Origin of the sequence: Pradoshia eiseniae, assembly GCF_002946355.1 — a bacterium.
GTDB lineage: Bacteria > Bacillota > Bacilli > Bacillales > Pradoshiaceae > Pradoshia > Pradoshia eiseniae.
In genome coordinates this window covers 199629-220831 of the sequence record NZ_PKOZ01000004.1, presented here as the reverse complement: position 1 = coordinate 220831, position 21203 = coordinate 199629, and the positions used below count along the sequence as shown (strand labels likewise).

The 21203-nt window shown below is 42.4% G+C and carries 22 protein-coding genes; 14 read left to right on the top strand and 8 right to left on the bottom strand.

The window, feature by feature from the left end:
• The first annotated feature begins 4 nt into the window (after window positions 1-4).
• The 3 genes from CYL18_RS09680 (at window position 5) to CYL18_RS09670 (ending at window position 3250) form a co-directional block, all read left to right on the top strand.
• On the top strand, window positions 5-1510 hold the full coding sequence (locus CYL18_RS09680) for a coproporphyrinogen III oxidase (protein ID WP_104849297.1): 1506 nt from the start codon (window positions 5-7) through the stop codon (window positions 1508-1510).
• 212 nt (window positions 1511-1722) lie between these two features.
• Complete coding sequence (locus CYL18_RS09675) at window positions 1723-2238, top strand: DUF3231 family protein (RefSeq protein WP_104849296.1); 516 nt, start codon at window positions 1723-1725, stop codon at window positions 2236-2238.
• Between the two features lie 220 nt (window positions 2239-2458).
• A complete protein-coding gene (locus tag CYL18_RS09670) occupies window positions 2459-3250 on the top strand; it encodes an enoyl-CoA hydratase (protein ID WP_104849295.1) in 792 nt (263 codons plus the stop codon).
• Between the two features lie 256 nt (window positions 3251-3506).
• On the opposite strand, the gene CYL18_RS09665 is transcribed toward CYL18_RS09670, so the two are convergent.
• Entirely contained in the window at window positions 3507-3692 is a 186-nt protein-coding gene (locus CYL18_RS09665; RefSeq protein ID WP_104849294.1) for a YhzD family protein, read from the bottom strand.
• A gap of 182 nt (window positions 3693-3874) precedes the next feature.
• On the opposite strand from CYL18_RS09665, the gene CYL18_RS09660 reads away from it, so the two are divergent.
• The 6 genes from CYL18_RS09660 to CYL18_RS09635 all read left to right on the top strand — a co-directional run bounded on the left by CYL18_RS09660 (window position 3875) and on the right by CYL18_RS09635 (window position 11664).
• Complete coding sequence (locus tag CYL18_RS09660; RefSeq protein ID WP_104849293.1) at window positions 3875-4774, top strand: ABC transporter ATP-binding protein; 900 nt, start codon at window positions 3875-3877, stop codon at window positions 4772-4774.
• Window positions 4767-6002: an ABC transporter permease gene (locus CYL18_RS09655; protein ID WP_104849292.1), complete on the top strand. Its 1236-nt coding sequence runs from the start codon at window positions 4767-4769 to the stop codon at window positions 6000-6002. Before CYL18_RS09660 ends, CYL18_RS09655 begins: the two co-directional genes overlap by 8 nt.
• Before the next feature lie 188 nt (window positions 6003-6190).
• Window positions 6191-7411, top strand: a complete 1221-nt coding sequence (locus tag CYL18_RS09650) for a metallophosphoesterase family protein (protein WP_161497115.1) — start codon at window positions 6191-6193, stop codon at window positions 7409-7411.
• A 14-nt stretch (window positions 7412-7425) separates the two neighbouring features.
• Window positions 7426-10404, top strand: coding sequence for an ATP-binding protein (locus CYL18_RS09645; RefSeq protein WP_161497114.1), 2979 nt, complete (start codon window positions 7426-7428; stop codon window positions 10402-10404).
• A 61-nt stretch (window positions 10405-10465) separates the two neighbouring features.
• Window positions 10466-11404, top strand: a complete 939-nt coding sequence (gene yhaM, locus CYL18_RS09640; protein WP_104849289.1) for a 3'-5' exoribonuclease YhaM — start codon at window positions 10466-10468, stop codon at window positions 11402-11404.
• Window positions 11405-11484: 80 nt separating this feature from the next.
• Entirely contained in the window at window positions 11485-11664 is a 180-nt protein-coding gene (locus CYL18_RS09635) for a sporulation YhaL family protein (RefSeq protein ID WP_104849288.1), read from the top strand.
• 29 nt (window positions 11665-11693) lie between these two features.
• Here the strand turns inward: CYL18_RS09635 and CYL18_RS09630 are convergent, their stop codons facing one another.
• The gene (locus tag CYL18_RS09630) at window positions 11694-12551 is read right to left on the bottom strand and encodes a peptidylprolyl isomerase (RefSeq protein ID WP_104849287.1); all 858 of its coding nucleotides are present in this window, start codon (window positions 12549-12551) and stop codon (window positions 11694-11696) included.
• A gap of 292 nt (window positions 12552-12843) precedes the next feature.
• On the opposite strand from CYL18_RS09630, the gene CYL18_RS09625 reads away from it, so the two are divergent.
• Both CYL18_RS09625 and CYL18_RS09620 read left to right on the top strand, forming a co-directional pair.
• The gene (locus tag CYL18_RS09625; RefSeq protein WP_104849286.1) at window positions 12844-12930 is read left to right on the top strand and encodes a YjcZ family sporulation protein; all 87 of its coding nucleotides are present in this window, start codon (window positions 12844-12846) and stop codon (window positions 12928-12930) included.
• Between the two features lie 41 nt (window positions 12931-12971).
• On the top strand, window positions 12972-13055 hold the full coding sequence (locus tag CYL18_RS09620) for a YjcZ family sporulation protein (protein WP_104849285.1): 84 nt from the start codon (window positions 12972-12974) through the stop codon (window positions 13053-13055).
• Window positions 13056-13095: 40 nt separating this feature from the next.
• Here the strand turns inward: CYL18_RS09620 and CYL18_RS19500 are convergent, their stop codons facing one another.
• The 6 genes from CYL18_RS19500 to CYL18_RS09580 all read right to left on the bottom strand — a co-directional run bounded on the left by CYL18_RS19500 (window position 13096) and on the right by CYL18_RS09580 (window position 17976).
• Window positions 13096-13284: a hypothetical protein gene (locus CYL18_RS19500; RefSeq protein ID WP_104849284.1), complete on the bottom strand. Its 189-nt coding sequence runs from the start codon at window positions 13282-13284 to the stop codon at window positions 13096-13098.
• Between the two features lie 215 nt (window positions 13285-13499).
• Window positions 13500-14078, bottom strand: coding sequence for an HTH-type transcriptional regulator Hpr (locus CYL18_RS09610; protein ID WP_104849283.1), 579 nt, complete (start codon window positions 14076-14078; stop codon window positions 13500-13502).
• A gap of 126 nt (window positions 14079-14204) precedes the next feature.
• Window positions 14205-14570 carry a YtxH domain-containing protein gene (locus CYL18_RS09605; protein ID WP_104849282.1) on the bottom strand — a complete coding sequence of 122 codons (366 nt, stop codon included), beginning with the start codon at window positions 14568-14570 and terminating at the stop codon, window positions 14205-14207.
• Between the two features lie 489 nt (window positions 14571-15059).
• A complete protein-coding gene (locus tag CYL18_RS09595; RefSeq protein WP_104849280.1) occupies window positions 15060-15578 on the bottom strand; it encodes a tryptophan transporter in 519 nt (172 codons plus the stop codon).
• A gap of 113 nt (window positions 15579-15691) precedes the next feature.
• Entirely contained in the window at window positions 15692-16774 is a 1083-nt protein-coding gene (gene serC / locus CYL18_RS09590; RefSeq protein WP_104849279.1) for a 3-phosphoserine/phosphohydroxythreonine transaminase, read from the bottom strand.
• A gap of 779 nt (window positions 16775-17553) precedes the next feature.
• Window positions 17554-17976 carry an HIT family protein gene (locus CYL18_RS09580; RefSeq protein WP_104849277.1) on the bottom strand — a complete coding sequence of 141 codons (423 nt, stop codon included), beginning with the start codon at window positions 17974-17976 and terminating at the stop codon, window positions 17554-17556.
• 545 nt (window positions 17977-18521) lie between these two features.
• On the opposite strand from CYL18_RS09580, the gene CYL18_RS09575 reads away from it, so the two are divergent.
• The 3 genes from CYL18_RS09575 to CYL18_RS09565 are packed head-to-tail and all read left to right on the top strand — an operon-like array spanning window position 18522 to window position 21198.
• Window positions 18522-19265 (top strand): ABC transporter ATP-binding protein, encoded by a 744-nt coding sequence (locus tag CYL18_RS09575; RefSeq protein ID WP_104849276.1) that lies wholly within the window; start codon window positions 18522-18524, stop codon window positions 19263-19265.
• Complete coding sequence (locus CYL18_RS09570; protein WP_104849275.1) at window positions 19255-20460, top strand: ABC transporter permease; 1206 nt, start codon at window positions 19255-19257, stop codon at window positions 20458-20460. The genes CYL18_RS09575 and CYL18_RS09570 overlap by 11 nt, the downstream gene beginning before the upstream one ends.
• Before the next feature lie 15 nt (window positions 20461-20475).
• Window positions 20476-21198, top strand: a complete 723-nt coding sequence (locus CYL18_RS09565) for an EcsC family protein (protein ID WP_104849274.1) — start codon at window positions 20476-20478, stop codon at window positions 21196-21198.
• Window positions 21199-21203 lie beyond the last annotated feature (5 nt).

The following is a 21203-nucleotide window of genomic DNA, read 5'->3' as shown; positions in this document are numbered from 1 at the left end:
CAGCATGCATATATACGTAAAAGGTATTGAAGATGAACGGTTAATCCGACCTTTATCTCTTATTGCGGATTTATTCTTTGAGGAATCCAATTTATCAACGGAAAATGACGGTAAAGCAGACATAGTTATCACTATTAAGCAGCAAAGAATAAACGATGAGATGAATATAACGGCTATCTTAGAGGCGAGCTCTGATGACCGGAACCATAAAGCGTCCTATCAGCTAGAACCGAATGGGCAGCTGGATGAAAAAGCATTTTTTAAGCTAATCAAGAATGCTTACTTATATGTTTTTTTAAAGGTACTAGAGGATTATACAGGTATCGTGCAGAAATGGGGCTTACTGACAGGAGTTAGGCCAACGAAGCTCTGGCATCAATACCGCAAGCAAGGAATCGAGCCCGAGCAAGCGAAAAGGCAATTAAAAGAGCAATACTCCATCTCAGAAGAAAAATTAGATTTACTGGAGCGGATTGTCGACCGCCAGCTCGAGGCAATTCCGGACCTATATGATTTAAAGAGGGAAATCAGTCTTTATATCGGAATCCCATACTGCCCGACGAAATGCGCTTATTGCACTTTCCCAGCCTATGCCATCAATGGGAGGCAGGGGAATGTCGAATCTTTCCTCGGCGGTTTGCATCATGAGATGAGAGAAATGGGACAATGGCTGAAAGACAAGAATGTAAAAATTACAACCATCTACTTTGGCGGCGGGACACCCACTAGTATCAGTGCACAAGAAATGGACATGCTCTATGAGGAGCTTTATGAATCCTTCCCTGATGTAGAGAATGTCCGAGAAATTACGGTGGAGGCAGGACGCCCAGATACCATTACGGAAGAAAAAATTGAGGTTATGAAAAAATGGAATATCGATCGTATCAGTATCAATCCGCAGTCCTATACGCAAGAAACCTTAAAGGCGATCGGCCGCCATCATACAGTAGAGGAAACGATTGATAAGTACAAGCTTGCGAAAGAATGCGGGATGGACAATATCAATATGGATTTGATTATTGGTCTACCGGGAGAGGGTGTACCAGAATTCAAGCATAGCCTTGATGAAACGGAAAAATTAATGCCAGAATCTTTAACTGTCCACACGCTATCCTTCAAGAGGGCATCCGAGATGACCAGGAACCGGACTCGCTATAAAGTGGCGGGACGAGATGAAGTGGAGAAAATGATGGAGGAAGCACAAAGCTGGACAAAAGCTCATGGCTATCACCCATACTACCTTTATCGACAAAAGAACATTCTCGGCAATCTTGAGAATGTCGGGTATGCGAAAGAGGGCATGGACAGCCTTTATAATATCCTCATCATGGAGGAGCAGCAAACCATTCTTGGGCTTGGCTGCGGGGCGGCAAGCAAGTTCGTCCACCCAGTCACTGGGAAAATCACGCATTTCGCCAACCCGAAGGATCCTAAATCCTATAATGAGGGATATGAGCATTACACCAGGAAGAAAATCGATATCCTAGAGGAAACACTGTTCTCTAATTAAACTAAATAGGCATTCCATATTCAATTGATATGGGATGCCTATTTTTGTCTTGGTTAAGTATCCGCAGTCATAGGTCACGGCCAAAGGCAGCTGAATCGTGATAATCAGTCCAATGCCATACCGCATGTAAAAAAATTAAAGGATTGGCTAACAATAATAAAAATACACATACTAACAGGTGAAAGCACAATAATGAACTAAGGAGTGTTTGTATGGGTATTCTAAGTGGCAATCCAAAAGATGAACCGATGCACTGCGGAGAAGTATATGGTCTATCTGCTCAATTGGCGGCAGCTAAAGCAGCGAAAGACGGTTATCAGGTTTATTGTAATCACGCAGGTGATAAGGATTTAAAACAATATATAAAAGGTGTTATTAAAAACAGTATAGAACCATCCATTGAAGAAGTAGAAGCGGTCTTAATTGCAAATGACATCGTAGTGCCTCCTACCCCAGCTGAAAGACCTGAAGTGGATGTTGAGCAAATTCCGGCAGGAGCGAGATTACAGGATGCTCAAATTGCTTATGCGATTGCAAAAGATATCGCTACAGGCATCACGGCCATGAGTACTTTGATCACCCAATGTATCCGAGAAGACATAGCCATGATGCTTACGCAACAAAATGCTAAAGCATTGAAAGACGGGGCTGCTTTACTTCAAATCATGAAGGAAAAAGGATGGCTAGTTCCTCCTCCGCTTCATATGGATACAAAAAATAAGGAATAAATGTATGTGTTGGAATCCTATCCTGAGCGATAGGATTCTTTATTTTAAAACTCTTCTATTACTCTAAGCTTTTTCTCCTCAGAATTCGTTGTGTTAAAATTAGTCGACTCCATCTCTATCGAAAAAAATTCGGAAATTTAACAAATTTTCATATTAAAACGCTTACATAAACCTATATAATGAATGTACATTCATATATATTGGAAGGAGTCGTTGTTAAGTGGAATCTGCCTCTGTCGTTAAGAGTGTCATTGTGCAAAAGGACGGATCTGTCGCCACTGTTTCGTTGAATCGCCCGGAGGTATTAAATGCTCTTAATAAAGAGATGATGCAAGAGTTAAACAAGGAACTCAAGTCACTTAGCTTGGATGATGATATCTCCATTATCGTTCTCAAAGGAAATGGAGGGGCTTTTTGCTCCGGCGGAGATATCAAATCGATGTTTGATTTAGGAACTGAGAAGGACTTCTATCACATTATGGATTGCATTAATGAGCTGGCCATGTGTTTGTATACGATGCCAAAGCTCACCATAGCCGCTGTCCATGGTGCTGCAGCTGGACTCGGCTTCAGCCTGGCGCTCGCGACAGACTGCATCATTGCTGAAAAAGACAGCAAGGTTGCCATGAATTTCATCGGTATTGGGCTGATTCCTGATGGAGGAGGACATTTCTTCCTTGAACGCCGTTTAGGGGAATTAAATACGATGAAGCTGATTTGGGATGGAGAGGTCTTGAAGGCGCCGCAAGCATTGGAGATGGGTCTGATAGACATCGTCACAGAAGGCGGGCTGGAAGAGACTGTGAACGAAAAGGTGGCAGAATGGAAGCAAAAGCCGCTGCAAGCAATGATCCGGACGAAGAAAATTCTTGCGGAAACGAAACGGCCGCAATTATTGAAGACGCTGGAGCTAGAAAAATGCTCTCAGTTTGTTATGAGGCAAACAGAGGATCATCAAGAAGGCATTAAGGCATTTGTTGAAAAGAGAAAGCCTGCCTTTAAGGGAAAATAAATAGGACTGCCCCATATAGCTAAAAAAACGAAACAGGTGGAGAAAACTGAATGGTTTTCTTCACCTGTTTTTGATTTACAGAAGGCTTTTGTGCGTCCTGCTTAGAACAAAGGCTTCACGATTGTTATAAGGGAGAAGTTATGGTTCACCAGTAACGAAAATGACCACTTCTACTTATGGGAGTTGAAAATGCGAAAGGAAGGGCTATCCAGCCACAGTCGAACTTCATTGGCTTATGGAATAGCCCCATTTTTACTTAGCGGTGAAATAAAAGCAGTTTTCCAGCTGGGGATGTTAAACGATGCGTCATTTCTTCATAGCCCTTTTCTTGAAGAAGCTTGGAACCGATGTCTTTGGCAGTATCATCATTAGCAGCTTCGATGGATTCATCCATTACTTTCTCACCATTTGGTTCGAACACAGTCAGCTTATAAATACTCATAAGTCCCCTCCTAGTTAATTACAAAGTATCCACTAGTATTTTCCCACAATAGTATAAAAAATGTAAAGTTTTGAACATTTTGATAGTTAAATCCGGTACACTATAATTAGAGGATTTCAGTCTTTTTCAGTTAAGCTGGATGACAATTATAGGATGGAAAAACGTCGAGGGGAGCTGGTCATTTGACTTTAACGATTCATGAAATCACCAAGAAGTTTGGAAGTTTTACGGCTGTGGACAATCTATCTCTTGAGATAGAGAAGGGCAGCATCTTTGGTATGCTTGGCGCCAATGGAGCTGGAAAGACAACGACTTTCCGGATGATTCTCGGGCTTATCGAGCCGACTTCGGGAGGCATTCTATGGGATGGCAACGCGATTGATTACACCAATAGCGCTCATATCGGGTATTTGCCGGAGGAAAGAGGGTTGTATCCGAAATTAAAAACAGGAGAACAGCTTATCTATTTGGCAAGATTGCGGGGAATGGACAAATCATCTGCCGAGAAAGAAGCAAAGGAATGGCTGGAGCGATTCAATGTACCGGACTATTGGGATAAGAAGGTCGGTGATTTATCAAAAGGCAATCAGCAGAAGATCCAATTCATTGCATCTGTTATTCATAAGCCAGACCTGCTGATTCTTGATGAACCATTCAGCGGGCTCGACCCTCTCAATGTCGAACTCTTGAAAAAGGCGGTCCAGGATTTGCGAAAAGCGGGTATGACCATCGTATTCTCAAGCCATCGGATGGAGCATGTGGAGGAGCTTTGTGAGAATTTATGCATCCTCCAGCATGGAGAAGCAATCGTAAAGGGAAGGCTGAAGGAAATTAAGCGCTCCTTTGGAAAGAAGAATATCGTCATTCATGCCGATTATGACTTAAGCTTCTTGAATGAGTATCCTGGCGTACTAAGGATGAAGGAAGTGACGGAAGGCGTGCATGTGCAAATCTCTAAGGAAGAGGATGCGAAGCTAATTTTGGAGGATACGGTCAAACGCGGATTTATCCGCAAATTTGAACTCGAGGAACCTTCCTTGCAGGATATCTTCATTGAAAAGGTGGGTGCTCGCTATGAGTAAGTTTTGGATCGTTGCCATGCATACATACATCAATAAAGTAAAAAGCAAGTCATTCATCATTTCTACAGCCGTCATTCTTCTATTCATTGCGGCATTTGCCAATCTCGACCGGATCATTGGGCTATTCGGAGATGAAGAAAAGCCAATTGGTATTGTAGAGGATTCTGTCGATTATGGTTCTTCCTTGCAGGAGCAATTGGCCGCAAGCGGCAGTGAATTGCAGCTGAAGGTCTATGAATCGGAAGCGAAGGCTAACGAGGCAGCGGAGGAAGGTAGTCTTGCCGGATACTTGCTTCTTTCAGAAGAAGATGGTATCCCGGTTGGAATCTATAAAGCAGAGTCCATTGCCAATTCAGCGGAAAGCACGGAGCTGCAGAATGCCCTCCAGCAAGTGCAAACAATGATTATGACAAAGCGGGCCAACATCACTGATGAGCAATTAGCGGCCATATACACACCTGTAAACTTTGAAGTGGTCGCCTTGAATGAGAATGCGAAGTCAGAGGATGAGTTGAACCAGGCGAGAGGACTGGTTTACATCATGCTGTTTGTGATTTATTTCTGTGTCATCGTCTATGCGGGGATGATTGCCAATGAAGTGGCAATTGAGAAGTCTTCCAGGGTTATGGAGATTTTGATATCAAGCGTCTCGCCTATTAAACAGATGTTTGCCAAAATAACAGGGATTGCTTTATTAACTTTGACTCAGCTGGTTATTTTTGTCGCTGCCGGCTACCTGGTCTTTAAGAATAATTCGGAAGTTGGTCATGTGCTTTCTTATTTCGGATTCGATAATGTCGAGGCTAAGACAGTTATTTATGCAGTGGTGTTCACCTTGCTTGGGTACCTGTTGTATGCGACGATGGCTGCTTTTCTTGGATCCCTTGTGAGTAAGCTTGAGGACTTGCAGCAAATGATTTTGCCGATGACCATGCTCGTAATCTTCGGCTTCCTGATTGCAATGAGCGGACTATCCACTCCAGAGGCAGATTTTATTACGATCACATCCTTTATTCCGTTCTTTACACCGATGATTATGTTCCTGCGCATTGGAATGCTCGATATCGCCCCGCTAGAGATTGCTATTGGCATCCTGCTTATGCTGGTGACGATTGGGATCTTAGCCTATTTTGGAGCAAAGGTTTATAAAGGCGGCGTATTGATGTACGGCAACTCTTCATCATTGAAAGATATTAAGAAAGCGATTGATCTAACGAAGAATAAATAGGTTTTTAATATGTGATATAGAGACTCTAGGGTGCTTCGCTCCCAGAGTCTTTTTTAGTTTAGGCCAAGGAATCAGACGATAGACTCTTGAAGTGATGTGAAGGTTCTTAATAAGCGGAAGAATCTATTTGTAAGGACAAGGCAGCAGTTGTCTTTTATAGTAAAATAGGAAGAGGGAGTGAAATGAAAATGAAGAATATAACATTTATCCATGCGGCTGACCTTCATTTAGGCGGCATGTTTTCAGGATTTCGGCATTTGCCCGATCCCTTATTTGAAAAACTGATAACAAGCAGCTATAAAGCGCTTAAGAATTTAGTCCAAACGGCCATAAAGGAAAAAGTAAATTTCGTTCTGCTGGCCGGTGACATTTATGATGTTGATCAACGCAGCCTAAAAGCGCAAATTCAATTTCAAAAAGCGATGGAGGAATTGAATAAGGCAGAAATACCGGTTTACTTGATTCACGGTAACCATGATTTTCTCGAAGGTAAATACTTCAATTTATCCCTTCCGCCAAATGTTCATGTATTCGGGGAGGAAGTGGAGGTTGAAGAATATAGAAAGAATGATGGAACTACTGTCATGCTCTATGGCTTTAGCTACGAAAAGAGACATGTGCGAGCTAGAATGATTGATGGCTATATTAAGCAGACAGTAGGGGACTTTCATATCGGTCTTTTGCATGGCAATCTTGAAGGAGAAACAGCTCATGGCAATTATGCGCCCTTTACGAAGAAGGATTTGCTTGAAAAAGGGTTTGATTATTGGGCATTAGGACATATCCATAAACGGATGGTTGTACTGGATAATCCGGCAGCGGTGTATCCTGGGTGTCTGCAAGGACGGAACAAGAAAGAGACAGGCGAGAAGGGATTCTACCTTATCGAATTATCTGATGTCGGAACGAAAATGGAATTCCGTCCGGCCTCTGTTCTGGATTGGCAAGAGGAGATAGTGGACGCAAGCGGTCTGGAGATGAGTGAGCTTGTTCGCCGCTTAAATGAACGGAAGGAGTATTTACGCGCAGAAGGTAAGGATCTATTACTTGAAATTACGCTTGATGCCGCTGATGCGAAGGAAGAGGATTGGCTCTATTCGGACCTGGATGAAATACTTGAAGCGGTTCAAGAGGGAGAAGAAACAGAAGCTCCGATGATTTGGATTCATTCCATCAAGGTTCGTCCGCCTGTTTGGCTTGAAGAAGACAAACAAGTATCGGTGTCTTTCTTAGCTGAGTTGTTAGACGTTTCCTCAAGCATCCGTATAGAACAATATGAGGATTTCACCGCACCTCTTTTCATCCATCCGACGGCAAGAAGATATTTGCAAGGGTGGAATCAAGAGACCCGGCAGGAGATTATCCTCGAGGCGAATATGGAGCTTATGAAAAGATTAAATAGGAAATAAGGAGACAGGTCACGTTGTTTATTAAGAGAATACATATATATGGATACGGAAGACTCGAGAATTACCAGCTTGATTTCTCTCCGGGCGTTAACGTCCTATACGGAGAGAATGAGGCCGGTAAATCAACCATTTTTTCATTTATTCACGCTATGCTATTTGGTTTTCCGCAAAGAAGCCAATCAGCACCCTCCTATGAGCCAAATGGCGGCGTTAAGTATGGTGGCAGGCTGACGGTTGAATTGCCCGATAACGGAGAAATTATCATAGAGCGCATCAAGAATACACAAGGCAGTGAATGCAGGGTTTATCAAGACGGAAGGCCAATCGGCAGTGAACAAGACTTGCAGGAATTACTGAAGGGAGTTGACCGCGGATTCTATGAATCCATCTATTCCTTTAACTTGGATGGAATCCAGGAGATTTCGCGTTTGAATGAAGAAGAAATCGGACGATATTTATTCTTCGCGGGTATTTCAGGAAGCGAGCGGCTTTGGGAATTGGAGAATGGATTGCAAAAGCAAATGGATCAGCTCTTTAAGCCAAGCGGGAAGAAACCGGAGATTAATCAAAAGCTCACCCAGCTAAAAGAAAGCAGCCGTCAATTACAAAAAGCCATAGAAAGGGAGAATGAGTACAATCAGTTCCTTGAAAGACAGGAGCAGCTTTCAAAATCCATTGCAGAAAATAGAGCTCTCCTGGAGGAATCAAAAGATAAGCTGGTGCATCTAAGAGACTGGAAGCGTCTTTTACCAGGTATCCAGGAGCTGTCCGCTATTAATTCGAGGCTGAGAGAGCTTTCGGAAGGTCATTTTCCAGCAGGCGGCATCAAGAGAATGGACACCATTGAAGCGGAGAGATTGGCGAAGGAAACTTTGTTCAAAAGCCAGTCGAGTAAGCTGGCGGCGCTGAAAGCTGAGAGACAGAAGATTACCTATAATGACCAATGGTCTCAGATGGAATCAGCGGTTCATCGGATGGAACGCGTTATAGACAATTGGGAAGTCCAAGAGGGAGAAATAAAGGCGAAATCAATTGAACTGGAGCATATAGAAGCGCGCATGTATAAGCTGCAGGACGAATTGCATATGAATCTAGAAGAGGCTAGGATTGTCTCTCTTGATACAAGTGTATTTCGTAAAGAAGAAATTAAGCAGCTGGAGCTTGAGATGCGTACACTGCAAAAGCGAAAAAGCGAGCTGGATTCGCAGTTTGAACAGGAGAAAATCAAGCTTGAACAACTAGAAAGGACGCTTGCTGTTTATGAGAGCAAGCTTTTGCCAGATGACGAAAGAGCACGGCTGGAAGAAAGATATAAGGCCTTTCAGAGGTCCTTGGGATTGGGCGGTGAGAAAGAAGCGCTTGAGACGCTGGAGCGTTTAAAAAATCGCCGTGAAAAAGTAAAGGGAGCAGAACGAAAAGCGGTGGCAAAACAGAAGCAGGCTCTCGGTCTTGCTGGGCTTCTTATTATTACTGTCTCCATTCTTTTAATCATTGTAAGCAATATGCTGCTTGGATTAGGGATTGGGCTTGGCGGTATACTGTTGCTCTTCCTGTTTAAACAGCTTATGGGCAGCCAGGCGAAATCGAGTGAGCTGGATGAGGAAATCCTTTATTTCGAGGAGAAGGTTGCCCAATCCTCAAGGAGCTTTGAAGGTAGAGGAGATATAGGGCTGACTGAAAGACTTCTCATGGAGGATGCTCAAATTCGTGACCAATATGAAAAGGGACTAGTCCGCAAAGAACAGCAGGAAGAAATATTTGAAGGATTAATCCAAGCTTTTGAGAAATGGGAGCGGGAAAAGCAGTTATGTGAAAGACGTCTCATTGCCCTTGGCAATGAGTGGTCAATTCCGGAGGAAATCTCACAATCCATGCTTTCGGAGGCATTTGAGCGCCTTGAGAGCATGAAGGAGATTATATTAGAGAAAAACAGGATTCAAGCGTCTATAAATGAAGCGAAAAATGTGATTGGGACTCATAAAGCCAAATTAGAGAATCTCGCCCAGATTTTTGATGTCAGTGCTGATCAGCCTAATAAGAGAGAAATTTATAGTCTAATCAAGCAAAAGCTTGAAGCAGCCCTTCGAGTGAAAAGCGAGAGCATTCGTCTCGAAGAGCGAATCCATGATTTGACGGAGGAATTGGAGCCGCTTGAGGAGGTTTGTAAGCGATTGATGGCTGAGCGAGAGAAGCTGCTGAAAGAAGCTCATTGTACCTCTATTACAGACTTTTATCAATGCGGCAAGGAGGCAGAGGAGCGGGAACAGCTATTGGCCGCAAAACGTCAATTAATGATACAACTTGGAGACTTCGCGGATACTGAGCGCTATGTGAGCGCAAGTGCTGCAGAGCTCGATGACCAGATCAGCGGTGAGGAGGATTACTGTTCGTCGCTTGAACAGCTAATCGAAACGGGGCGCAAGGAGCTTGCCGCCATTCAATATGATATTAAAAGGCTTGAGGAAGATGGGACAGTAGAAGCTTTACAGTTCAATCATCAAAAGCTGCTGGAAGATTTCGAGGATATGTCAAGGAAATGGGCGAAGCTTGCCGTGGCTAAAGGCATCTTGCAAGAGACAATCCAGAAATATAAGAATGAGCGTTTTCCTGTTATTCTGAATAAGACAAATGAGTATTTGTTTTATTTGACCAACGGCAAGTATGAAAAAATGTTATTCGCAGACAATGGGGCAGGACTGATGCTTCAAGATTATAACGGCGGCTTCATCCATGCCAGAGATTTAAGCAGAGGGACGGCGGAGCTTGCATATGTATCGATACGGCTTGCTTTAGCGTTGACGATTGAAGGAAGAAATAATTTGCCGCTTATGATGGATGATACATTTGTCAATTTCGATGACAGAAGAACCGAGCGAGTGCTTTCTTTGCTGAGGAAAATCGGACAAGAGAATCATCAAATTCTCTTTATGACCTGCCACCAGAAAATCAAGGAGAATTTCACTCCTCAAGAAGTTATCAGCCTAATGCGATAAACGATAAAAACCATTGCCTTGCATGCTATAATAAAAAAGGAACAGACTGGGAGGGATTGAGATGAAGGGAATTGCTCATCATGAGGTAGGAGATACAATCGATCTCCATTTATTCATAAAGAACGCCATTAAAGGAACAGCCAGCAATGGCAAGCCTTTTTTATCATTAATATTCCAGGATAAAAGCGGTGAGATTGAAGCAAAGCTTTGGGATGTTAAGCCGGAGGATGAACAAATATATGTTCCGGAAGCAATCGTCCGCGTGACTGGCGATGTGCAAAACTACAAAGGAAAGCTCCAATTGCGCATTCGTGCTATCCGATTGAAATATGATAATGAAGCTGTCAACATTGGGGATCTTCTGCCAACCGCGCCACTGGGCAAGGATGAAATGGCTGATACGATTACCAAATATATATTTGAAATGACAAACCCGAATATTCAGCGCATAACGAGGCATCTGGTTAAAAAGTATTCGAAGGAATTCCTTGAATACCCGGCAGCGACGAAGAATCATCATGAATTCTTCTCTGGACTCGCATACCATGTCGTATCCATGCTGGATTTGGCCAAAGCCATTGCGGAGCTATATCCTTCCTTAAATAAAGACCTGCTGTACGCAGGGGTCATCTTGCATGATCTCGGAAAGGTAATGGAGCTGAGCGGCCCAATTGCCACAACTTATACCGTCGAGGGCAATTTACTTGGACATATCTCCATCATGGTGAATGAAATTGGCAAGGTTGCCGATGAGCTCAATATCCAGGGGGAAGAAATTCTTATTCTGCAGCATATTGTGCTTAGTCATCACGGGAAGGCGGAGTGGGGCAGTCCAAAACCGCCTTTAGTAAAAGAGGCGGAGATTCTGCATTATATCGATAATCTCGACGCGAAGATGAATATGATGGACAGAGCGCTTGACCGCGTGAAACCAGGTGAATTCACAGAGCGTATTTTCCCGTTAGAGAACCGCAGCCTCTATAAGCCGAATTTCAAGTAAAACCCATCCGCATAATCATGGTGTGCCCGCATATAATGGTTGAAAAGGGCCTGTCCCTTTAAGAAGGGAGATTGTCTTTTATGCCATTTTTCATGTGGTTCATCGTAGCAGGAATTTTTGTTAGTGCCTACATGACGATCAGGTCAATGAAGGAAGACAGGGAATTTGATGAAGCGTTTATAGAGGATGAAGGCAAGGTATACATCGAACGGATGGAAGAGGAAAAGAAGAAGCGATCCTTAACAGAAAAGGCAAATTAAAAAACTCGGCTGAATAGCCGAGTTTTTCTTTATTCGAAAGAACCTTCCAGCTCTTTATCCTTTACCTTAATGTCTGAATCATCAATAACCTTTTGGATTGCTTCTTGAGCTTTAGCGGAATCCACTTTTGCTGTCTTGACGCTTCTTTCGACATCAGCCTTCGCATCTTCATAGGAAGGGCTGTCATTCTTCACGCGATCAGTCACTTGGATGATGTGGAAACCGTAATCAGACTGTACTGGCTCAGAAATTTCATCTACTTTCAAATTATATGCCGCTTCTTCAAAAGCAGGAACCATTTTGCCGACACCAAATTCTCCAAGGTCGCCGCCTTGTTCTTTCGATGCCTCATCAGTTGAATATTCTTTTGCCAAATCAGCGAATTTCTCGCCACTATCTAGCTTTTTCTTTACTTCTTTTGCTGTTTCTTCATCAGCAACAAGGATGTGTCTGGCTTTCAGGTTAACTGTATACTTGTTCTCGTAATAATCTTTCAGTTCATCTTCAGATACATCAACTGTTTCTAGGGCTGCCTTTTCTTGGGCTAACTGATACTTTAGCTCTTCCTTGAAGTCTTCCTCATTAGCATAACCATTTTGGGCGAGTGCACTTTCGAAATTATCACCAAGGTTTGCCTTTGTTTCTTCAAGGCGCTTGTCTACTTCTTTGTCACTTACCTTATACTGATCAGTGAAAACCTTCTTATAAACAAGTTCCTGAAGGACTTGGTCTCCATATTTGTCTTTCAATTCCTCATAGAACTCATCTTTCGTTACATTGCCTGATTTCGTTTCTGCGATTGTCTCCTTGGACCCATTGTCGCTATTGCAGGCGCTGAGGCCGATTAGCGTTGAGACCGATGCTACCGTGATTAACCATTTCTTCATCCCTTACACTCCTTTTAGCATATTGCCAAAACATCCCTATATTTATAACAAGCATAACTATACCACAATTCCTCTTCTAAAAAAAGGATAAGCAGGCTAATTTAGCCTATTAGGCGGAAGGCATAATCAATTTTCACTTGTTGAGCATAGGATAATGAGACATTAGGAAGAGAAGGGAGAGCCTTCGCTTCTGAATCGTCCAGTCAAAAAAGTGAGCATATAAGCAATCAGCCCATTCCTTTCTTGCCAAGGATGAATAGGATAGGGTAGCAGCTCAAAAGGAGGTGTTATCATGGGTCAAAGTTACGGAGGAGGATTTGCCTTCATAGTCGTGCTTTTCATATTACTCGTGATTGTTGGTGCATCTTGGATTTATTAAGAAGTATACCAATCCATCGTGATTGAAGGGAGGATACAACAATGTCTGGAGGATACGGCGGAGGTTTCGCTTTACTAGTAGTTTTATTTATCTTGTTGGTCATCATCGGGGCGTCCTGGATTTAATCGCAGGAAGAAGAAAGACGAGTGCATTGGCATTCGTCTTTTATGTTGCATATAATATTTCGAGATAGGTTGAAACTAGCAGGATCGTGATGAGTACATTGATAGTACGATAAAACCTATCCTGTCTTTCTTCTGGGATTTCTTTCTTTATACAGAAGCTGGTGGATAGTCTATTAATATAGTACAGGAAAAAGAGAGCAAAAAAGGAAAACCAAATAAGAAAAATCATCCTGCTAACCCCCCCTTGGCGCGTTATCTCTCTTACATTATCAAAAAACAACCTATACTGCAAAGAGTATGAGGGCGGATAATCGATTATTAACATATTGTGGGGTTGTTTGGTTTATATTCTTGGTGAGGAAAAAATTGTGAGAGGATGAGCAAAAGGTATCAAGGCAAAAGCGGATTAGAAAAAAGTCCGCTTTAAATGGGATTGTCCCCGTATTATTGAATTGGTTCTTTTTCTTGGTGTTCAATTTTTTCGAGAAAGCCATTCACATCGGTAAATTCATGCTCAAGATTTGCAAAGGATTTTTCAAAAATATTCATGAAATCATCCCCATAAATGTTCTTGACGATTGCCATCATTTCCATCATATCCGGGAATTTGCCGTATAGTTCTTTTAATGGCTGAGCTCCAAGATAGACGGAGTTTTTGGAGGAATCAAATACTCTGACAATCTCAAGCAAAAGCTCAACGCCTTTGTCAGTCAATTCAATATACGTATTACGTTTATCGTTTTCTTTCTTAGAAAAACGGAGCAATCCGCGTTCTTCAAGTTTCTTGGAGAAATTAAAGGCAGTTGATACATGCATGACCCCAAATTTAGCGACATCGGAAATGGATGCACCCTTTAAGTGGTAAGCTATCCAGAGAATATGGTGTTCATTGATATTCAAATTATAAGGCTTGATCCACTGTTGCCAGTCTTTTTCAATTGCTTTCCATAAAGCCTTGCTCAACTGTGCGACACGCTGCGTGAATAACATGGCTTCTTTGACTGAATTTAAATTTTCAGACATGATTCATTCACCTACTTTTCTTTTTTCATTATTATCCTTACAAAATATTAAATAACAAAAAAGGTAATTTGCCAAATTTTTAGAAACTTTTTTTGCAAATTTGTATCAATTTTTCTATATAATGTTTTATTTTGCCGGCGTTGGTGAAATGGCGGCCTCTAGCTCGCTGATGGCTGTTTCTACGTCTTTGATTTGAACCTGTATGGCTTCTGTATGCTGCTTAGCATCCTTATTCCATTCCTGGATCAATTCTTTTGCATCTTTGATGAACAGATTGACTTGTGCTTTACTGATGTTGGCGGCTGATATACAGTCATTTTTCAATTGAATGACCGCTTGTTGTACATCTTTAAGAAGGAGGACAGTTTCATCTTTTGTCTCCTTAATATTAGTGCGTACTTCTTTGCCGGATGCAGGGGTGCTAAGCAGTACACCAACTCCGGCTACGGCAAAACCAGATATAAAACCAATTACTAAAGAATTTGCTTTCATTTGTTATTCACCCCAATTTATTCTTCCTTTAACAAATTTCTACATAAACATAAAAATTCCTTTAAAAAATAGCCCTTATATTAAACATTTCCTTTTTTTATATCATTTTAAACGTGAAATGTTATTTTCAGAAACTATTTCTATCTAAAAATTCATGTTTTTAATGTAAATCATCTAAAATGCCTCAAACTTGCCCCTTCATATCGCGAACAAGCCATGCATAATATTGAAAAAACAAGGATGGAGGGGTTACTATTATGTTGGCGCCAGTCTTATTGCTCATCCTGGCTAGTGGTTCTTTTGGCGTAATGCTTCATTCGGTTTATGTGCTTGGTCAGGGAGGAGTATATCCATCAAAGAGAATTGTGATGAAGAGATTACAAATTAGCGGAGGAGCGTTTTTAGGGGCATTTTTCCTTCTTATAGTGTTATGGATAATATAATGAAATCAAAAAGAGGATAACGACTGGGTTATCCTCTTGTAATTATTTATGAGGTAATTGCTACATTGGTCCTTCTTAGGATATTCGCTGCAATCGGGTAAATGATGACCATCATCACGGTGTTTATGACGAGTGCAGGTAGGATGGCGCCAGCAGCTAAGGTCAAAAATGGACCTGGCAGACCGACAAGAAGATAAGCTGATGTTAAGAAAATTGTCCCAGAAAGCAGGGTGCCGATTAAGGTTAAAAATAGGCTAGCAACTGCTGGTTTAACAAATTTCTTGACCAATGCATAGATTGCGTAAATAATTAGCGCTGTCAAAATCTTATCGATGATATTCGGTATTTGTCCTCCTGGGAATGTGGTGGTTAATCCGGAAATGATTCCTGTGACCGCACCTATTAAGAGTGCATTCTTCAAGTCTGGCAGTAAAAAGATGCCGAGAAACATCATCAGAAGCATTAGATCCGGCTTCATTCCAAAGGCAAATCCAGGTACAACCGTGTGTAAGACTGCACCGATTCCGACTAGCAACGACAGGGTTACCAATGATTTTGTATTCATTTTATCTCTCCTCTTCTAAGCTCAACTGTCTATTCGCTTCTTCGGCTGTGCTCTCTATGCCAGCCGCAAAAAGCTTATTCAGATTATAACATCAAATGCAGGAAGAATATAGCCTAACTGTTTGTTTTTTGAAAATTTTTCATGAATTCCGCCAATGTCAAGCAATGTTCGAGTGGGACGGCATTATAGATGGAAGCTCTGCAGCCCCCGACCGAACGATGGCCGCTAAGCCCGATAAAACCCTCATTAGCTGCTTCCTGCAGAAATTGTTTTGTCAATTCGCTTGAAGGCAGTGTAAAAGTGATGTTCATATCTGATCGGCTGTCTCGATCAGCATGACCGGTGTAAAATCCGCTGCTTTCATCAATCGCATTGTAGATAAGTGCTGATTTTTCTTTATTAAGCTTCTCTATTTGGCTTACGCCACCATGATCCTTTGTCCACTCAAGCACTAACGATAAGAGGTAGATTGCAAAGGTAGGCGGTGTATTGTATAAGGAACGGGAATTCACGTGGGTATCATAGGAAAGCATGGTAGGCAAACTGTCATCATGCTTGATTAAATCCTTGCGTATGATGACGACTGTCACCCCAGACGGTCCAAGGTTCTTTTGAGCCCCAGCATAAATGAGGCCGAAGCGGGATACATCAATCTTCTTGCTCAATATATCACTCGACATATCAGTGATAAGCGGAATATGCCCAGTTTGCGGGAACTCCTTCCACTGAGTGCCATAAATTGTATTATTGCTTGTTAAATGTACATAAGACGTCTCCTGTTTCCACTGGATATCAGCGAGGGCAGGAATAGCATGATAGCCGGATTCCTTCGTTGAAGCGGCTACCTCGACCGGCCCAACCTTTTTGGCTTCCTTTAGCGCCTTCTCTGACCATGAGCCTGTAAGGATATAACTCGCTCCTAAATTCTTATCAAGCAAATTCATCGGCACCATGGAAAATTGAAGGGAAGCGCCTCCTTGCAAAAATAAAACTTCATAATCCTCGGGGATTTCCATCAACTCTCGCAGCAGTGCACTTGCTCTATCATGCACTCTGCTGTACTCCTTGCTGCGATGGCTCAGCTCCATGACAGACATATGACTTCCCTCAAAATCAAGAAACTCCTTCTGCGCTTTTAGTAATACTTCCTCGGGTAAAGCGGCAGGTCCTGCATTAAAATTGTAAGCTCTAACCATTCCAAAGCTCTCCTTTCTCGTGCTAGTGAATACGACAATTTTACTTAAGAACGATGAAAAAGTAAAATTGAATTCTGATAATTTAGTCGATTTAGGGTGGACCTTGCGATAATAAGCTTTTAATTGTGAATTCTGGGTGTTTAGGGGAACGGTTATAATAGGCGAAGTTTTATATAGATCATATTCTATACATGCATTCCGAACACTTTCGTGGGACAGAATTCATGATATTTGCTTTTAGAAGTTCGATATCCAGGTTAAATTGTAAGTGAGTCATCTTTATTCCTCTTTTCGATGTGTTTTTTGGTCAAAAAACATTGTTTCCAAGAGTGAATAAAATGACTCTTTTTATTTACATAATTATATGGACTTAATCGGGAATGCCCAGCCTATGGCCATGCTAAGGGTATGAAGGGTGGGGAAAGGGTGGACAAAAGGTGGGGAAAGCCAGGCAATGCCCAGCCTTTGCCCATGCTTAGTGTATGAAGGGTGGGGAAAGGGTGGACGAAAGGCGGGAGAAGCCAGGGAATGCCCAGCCTATGCCCATGCAAAGGGTATGAAGGGTGGGGAAAAGGTGGACAAAAGGTGGGGAAAGCCAGGCAATCCCCGCTCTTTGCCCATACTTTGTGTGTGAATAGGGAGAAAGACGGTATCGACAGGTAAAGTCCCCTTCCCCCCTATGCAAAGGGATATGAAAAGCCAGTAATCCATCGTAATCCCCTCGCATGATTAGTATAAAAAAAGCCTCCCGAAACAAAGGAGGCTTCCTGACCATTAAATTAACTTATATGCTGACCAATAGCACCGGCAATCTTTGTTAGATCTTCTGGTGTGTATTCGCTCGTATGTGTTTTCCATACGGCGCCAAAGCCGTCTCCTTCGCCATAGCGTGGCAAGAGGTGGATGTGGAAATGGAATACGGATTGCCCGGCGTGTTCGCCATTATTGTTTAATACGTTCATGCCGATTGGGTTGAATTCTTGTTTGATGGCACGAGCAATTTTTGGAACGGCCTCAAATACATGGGCAGCAATTTCTGGTGTTAGCTCGTACACATTTTCTTTATGTATTTTAGGAATGACCAGGGTATGACCTTTTGTTACTTGGCTGATATCTAAAAAGGCGAGTACGTGTTCATCCTCATAAACTTTGGAGGAAGGAATATCACCGTTAATGATTTTGCAGAAAATGCAATCTGACATGGCTTTACACCCTTTCTTTCATATTTTTTTTAGTGTAGCACAATTAATTAATGGAAAAAAGAACATGATGCATGTGAGAAAAATAAAGAGGACGCAGCATGATGCTGCGCCCCTTCAGAGAGGAAGCTTATGCCTTAACTGGTTTTAACAGACGCTTCTTGGTACCAGGTACTCCACATCGCTATGAGTGAAGCACTTTTTATACCTTAATGCTTTGTTTCCAACGCTACCATCCCCTTATAACTTGGATAGGTCCAATTTCAGGTAATATGGCCTTTGGCAAACACCTCATTTTTTAGAAGTTATGACTGATCTACCTTAGGGTAAAGCCTACATTATCGCGAACAAACACCCCCGCTTACTGGTTAAGTGTATGTCGTTCCTCTCTGATAATAGATTGCCCGCTTTGATGGATTATATACAGTTGATACAAAAAATAATTTAAAAAGGGGTTAATTCACCTTTCTTTTTTAGGGGATGACTTTTCCGTATGGCGGGGAGATTTGTTACAATGATAGCAAAGATAAAGAAAAGGAGAATGACCGATGTCCTTGCTTGAAATTAATCATGTTACGGGAGGCTATACGAGAACGCCTGTCCTGAAGGATGTGAGCTTTGAGGTTAAGCCGAATGAACTAGTCGCACTGATTGGACTGAACGGGGCGGGTAAGTCAACCATCATTAAGCATATCATTGGGTTAATGAACGCTCGTAAAGGTGATATCAAGATAAATAATAAGAAGTTTTCTGAGGATATGGAGGCTTATCGAAAACAATTTTCCTTCATACCGGAGATGCCGATTTTATATGAAGAGCTGACGCTTGAGGAGCATTTGAGGCTGACGGCGATGGCCTATGGACTTGATGAGAAGACATTCCAAGAGCGGTCGACCAAATTATTGAAGGAATACCGGATGGAGAAAAGGCTGAAATGGTTCCCGGCCCATTTTTCAAAAGGGATGAAGCAGAAGGTTATGATTATGTGTGCCTTCTTAGCTGAGCCTTCGCTCTATATCGTGGATGAGCCGTTTGTTGGCCTTGATCCGATTGCGATTCAGTCCTTGCTTGATATGATGCGGGATATGAAGGAGCAGGGAGCTGGCATCTTGATGTCGACCCATATTTTGGCGACTGCTGAGAAATATTGTGATTCATTTGTCATTCTTCATGAGGGAGAAGTAAGAGCGAAAGGGAACTTAGAAGAGCTTCGAAGCCAATTCCAAATGCCGGGCGCTTCCTTGGATGATATTTATTTGCAGCTGACAAAGGAAGATCGCCATGAAGATTGAGTCATTATGGAGAGACCGTTTTAATCACTATCTAAAGGAAACCGGGAAATATTTGAAATACATATTTAACGGCCATCTAGTATTCGTGATGATTATCTTGATTGGCGGAGCGGGGTATTATTACAGTGAGTGGGTTAAGACTCTCACACCTGATTTCCCTGCATCGTTCATTATGGCAATCATTCTTGGGCTTGTGGTGACGATCAGTCCGCTCACGACGTTTTTCCGGGAACCGGATATCGTTTTTTTGCTGCCGATTGAGACAAGACTTGGCGCCTATGTGAAGAAATCCTATGTGTTTAGTTTGGTGATGCAGCTGTATGTATTACTTATTGTTCAGGCTATATTGACGCCAATGTATAGCCAGGTAATGGGGGAAGAAGCGCTTTCATTCCTTGGTCTGCTCATTGTGCTGCTTGTCTTGAAGGCCATGAATCTGGCGGGCCGCTGGTTTGTTTTGTATGACAGGGAGCCATATGCGCCATTTGTCGATACGCTTGTACGATTGGCCCTCAATGCGGTTTTGGTGTACTTAATCGTAGGTGGAGCGAATTTGCTTTTCATTTTGTTTGCTTTTGCCTTATTGGCTGGGCTATGTCTCTACTATGTAAAATCCTCACGAAATGCGGTTTTGCAATGGGAGAGATTAATTGAGCTTGAAAATGGAAGGATGGCAGCCTTTTACCGGGTTGCGAATTTATTTACGGATGTGCCGAAGCTGCGGGAAAAGATAACGGAACGCAAGTGGTTATCAGGTATTGTTCGCTTGCTGTCAGGCAAAACAAAGAATCCGTTCAGTTACTTATATGCACGTACATTTGTCCGGGCAAATGATTATTTCGGCTTATATGTGCGCTTATCAGTGATTGCCTTCTTGGTGGTTGCCTTTGCGGACCTAGGCTGGGGATCTATCTTTGTGTCCTTGCTGTTTCTTTATATGACAGGTCTGCAATTGCTGCCAATCTGGCATCACCATGATCAGAAAATGACGCTTGAACTATATCCATACGATTCTTCCTACCGGAAAAAGGCTGTTATGGATTTATTGACTGTCCTCTTGGTCATTCAGTGCTTTTTCTTTGCTTTTGGCATATTAATTGGAGGGAGCCTCCAATCGGCTGGAGTATCACTGCTGTTAGGATTGGTGGTTATCGTCTTTTTCCGTTCTTATGCGAGTCATAAAATGGAGGCTTAAAAAGGGGGAATGTGCATGGCTGATTCCTATGAGCAAAGAGTGAACCGGGAGATTGCTATTTGGAAGAAAAAGCTGTTCGCCAAACCAGGCAAGATGGAGCGAATATCCAAAAACGCACAGAACTTCATCAGCGCGAAAATGCCGAAGAAAATTAATCAAGCCTTCAGTTATTCCATCAAAACAATGGTTGAGGGGGTGCTTAATGGCTCTTCCTATGTACCGAAGGCGCAGCAAAGCTATCATACGCTTGCAGAAATGGATGAGGCTGCTGAAGGAACATTCACAGCTTACCGAAAGACGGCTGTGGTCGAAGGTGCGGGAACAGGCTTTGGCGGAGGATTCATTGCCATGGCGGACTTTCCTCTTCTTCTGTCCATCAAGGTAAATTATTTATATGCTTTAAGCAGGATTTACGGCTATAATCCAAAAGACTTGAGTGAGCGGGTTTTTATCCTATTGGTTTTCCAGCTGGCTTTTTCATCGCCGGAAAAAAGGAAGGAGCTCCTCCCTGTAATCTTGAATTGGGAGCAGAGTAAGGAGAGATTTTCGGAAATTGATTGGAATAGTTTTCAGCAGGAGTACCGGGATACAATTGATTTGGTCAAGATGTTCCAGTTGATTCCAGGATTCGGAGCCGCGGTGGGGGCATACGCAAACCGACAGCTTCTCGACCAGCTTGGAGAAACAGCTAAGAATGCATTCAGAATCAGAGTTATGCAAGAAGGAGGGGCTCATTAAAAGCC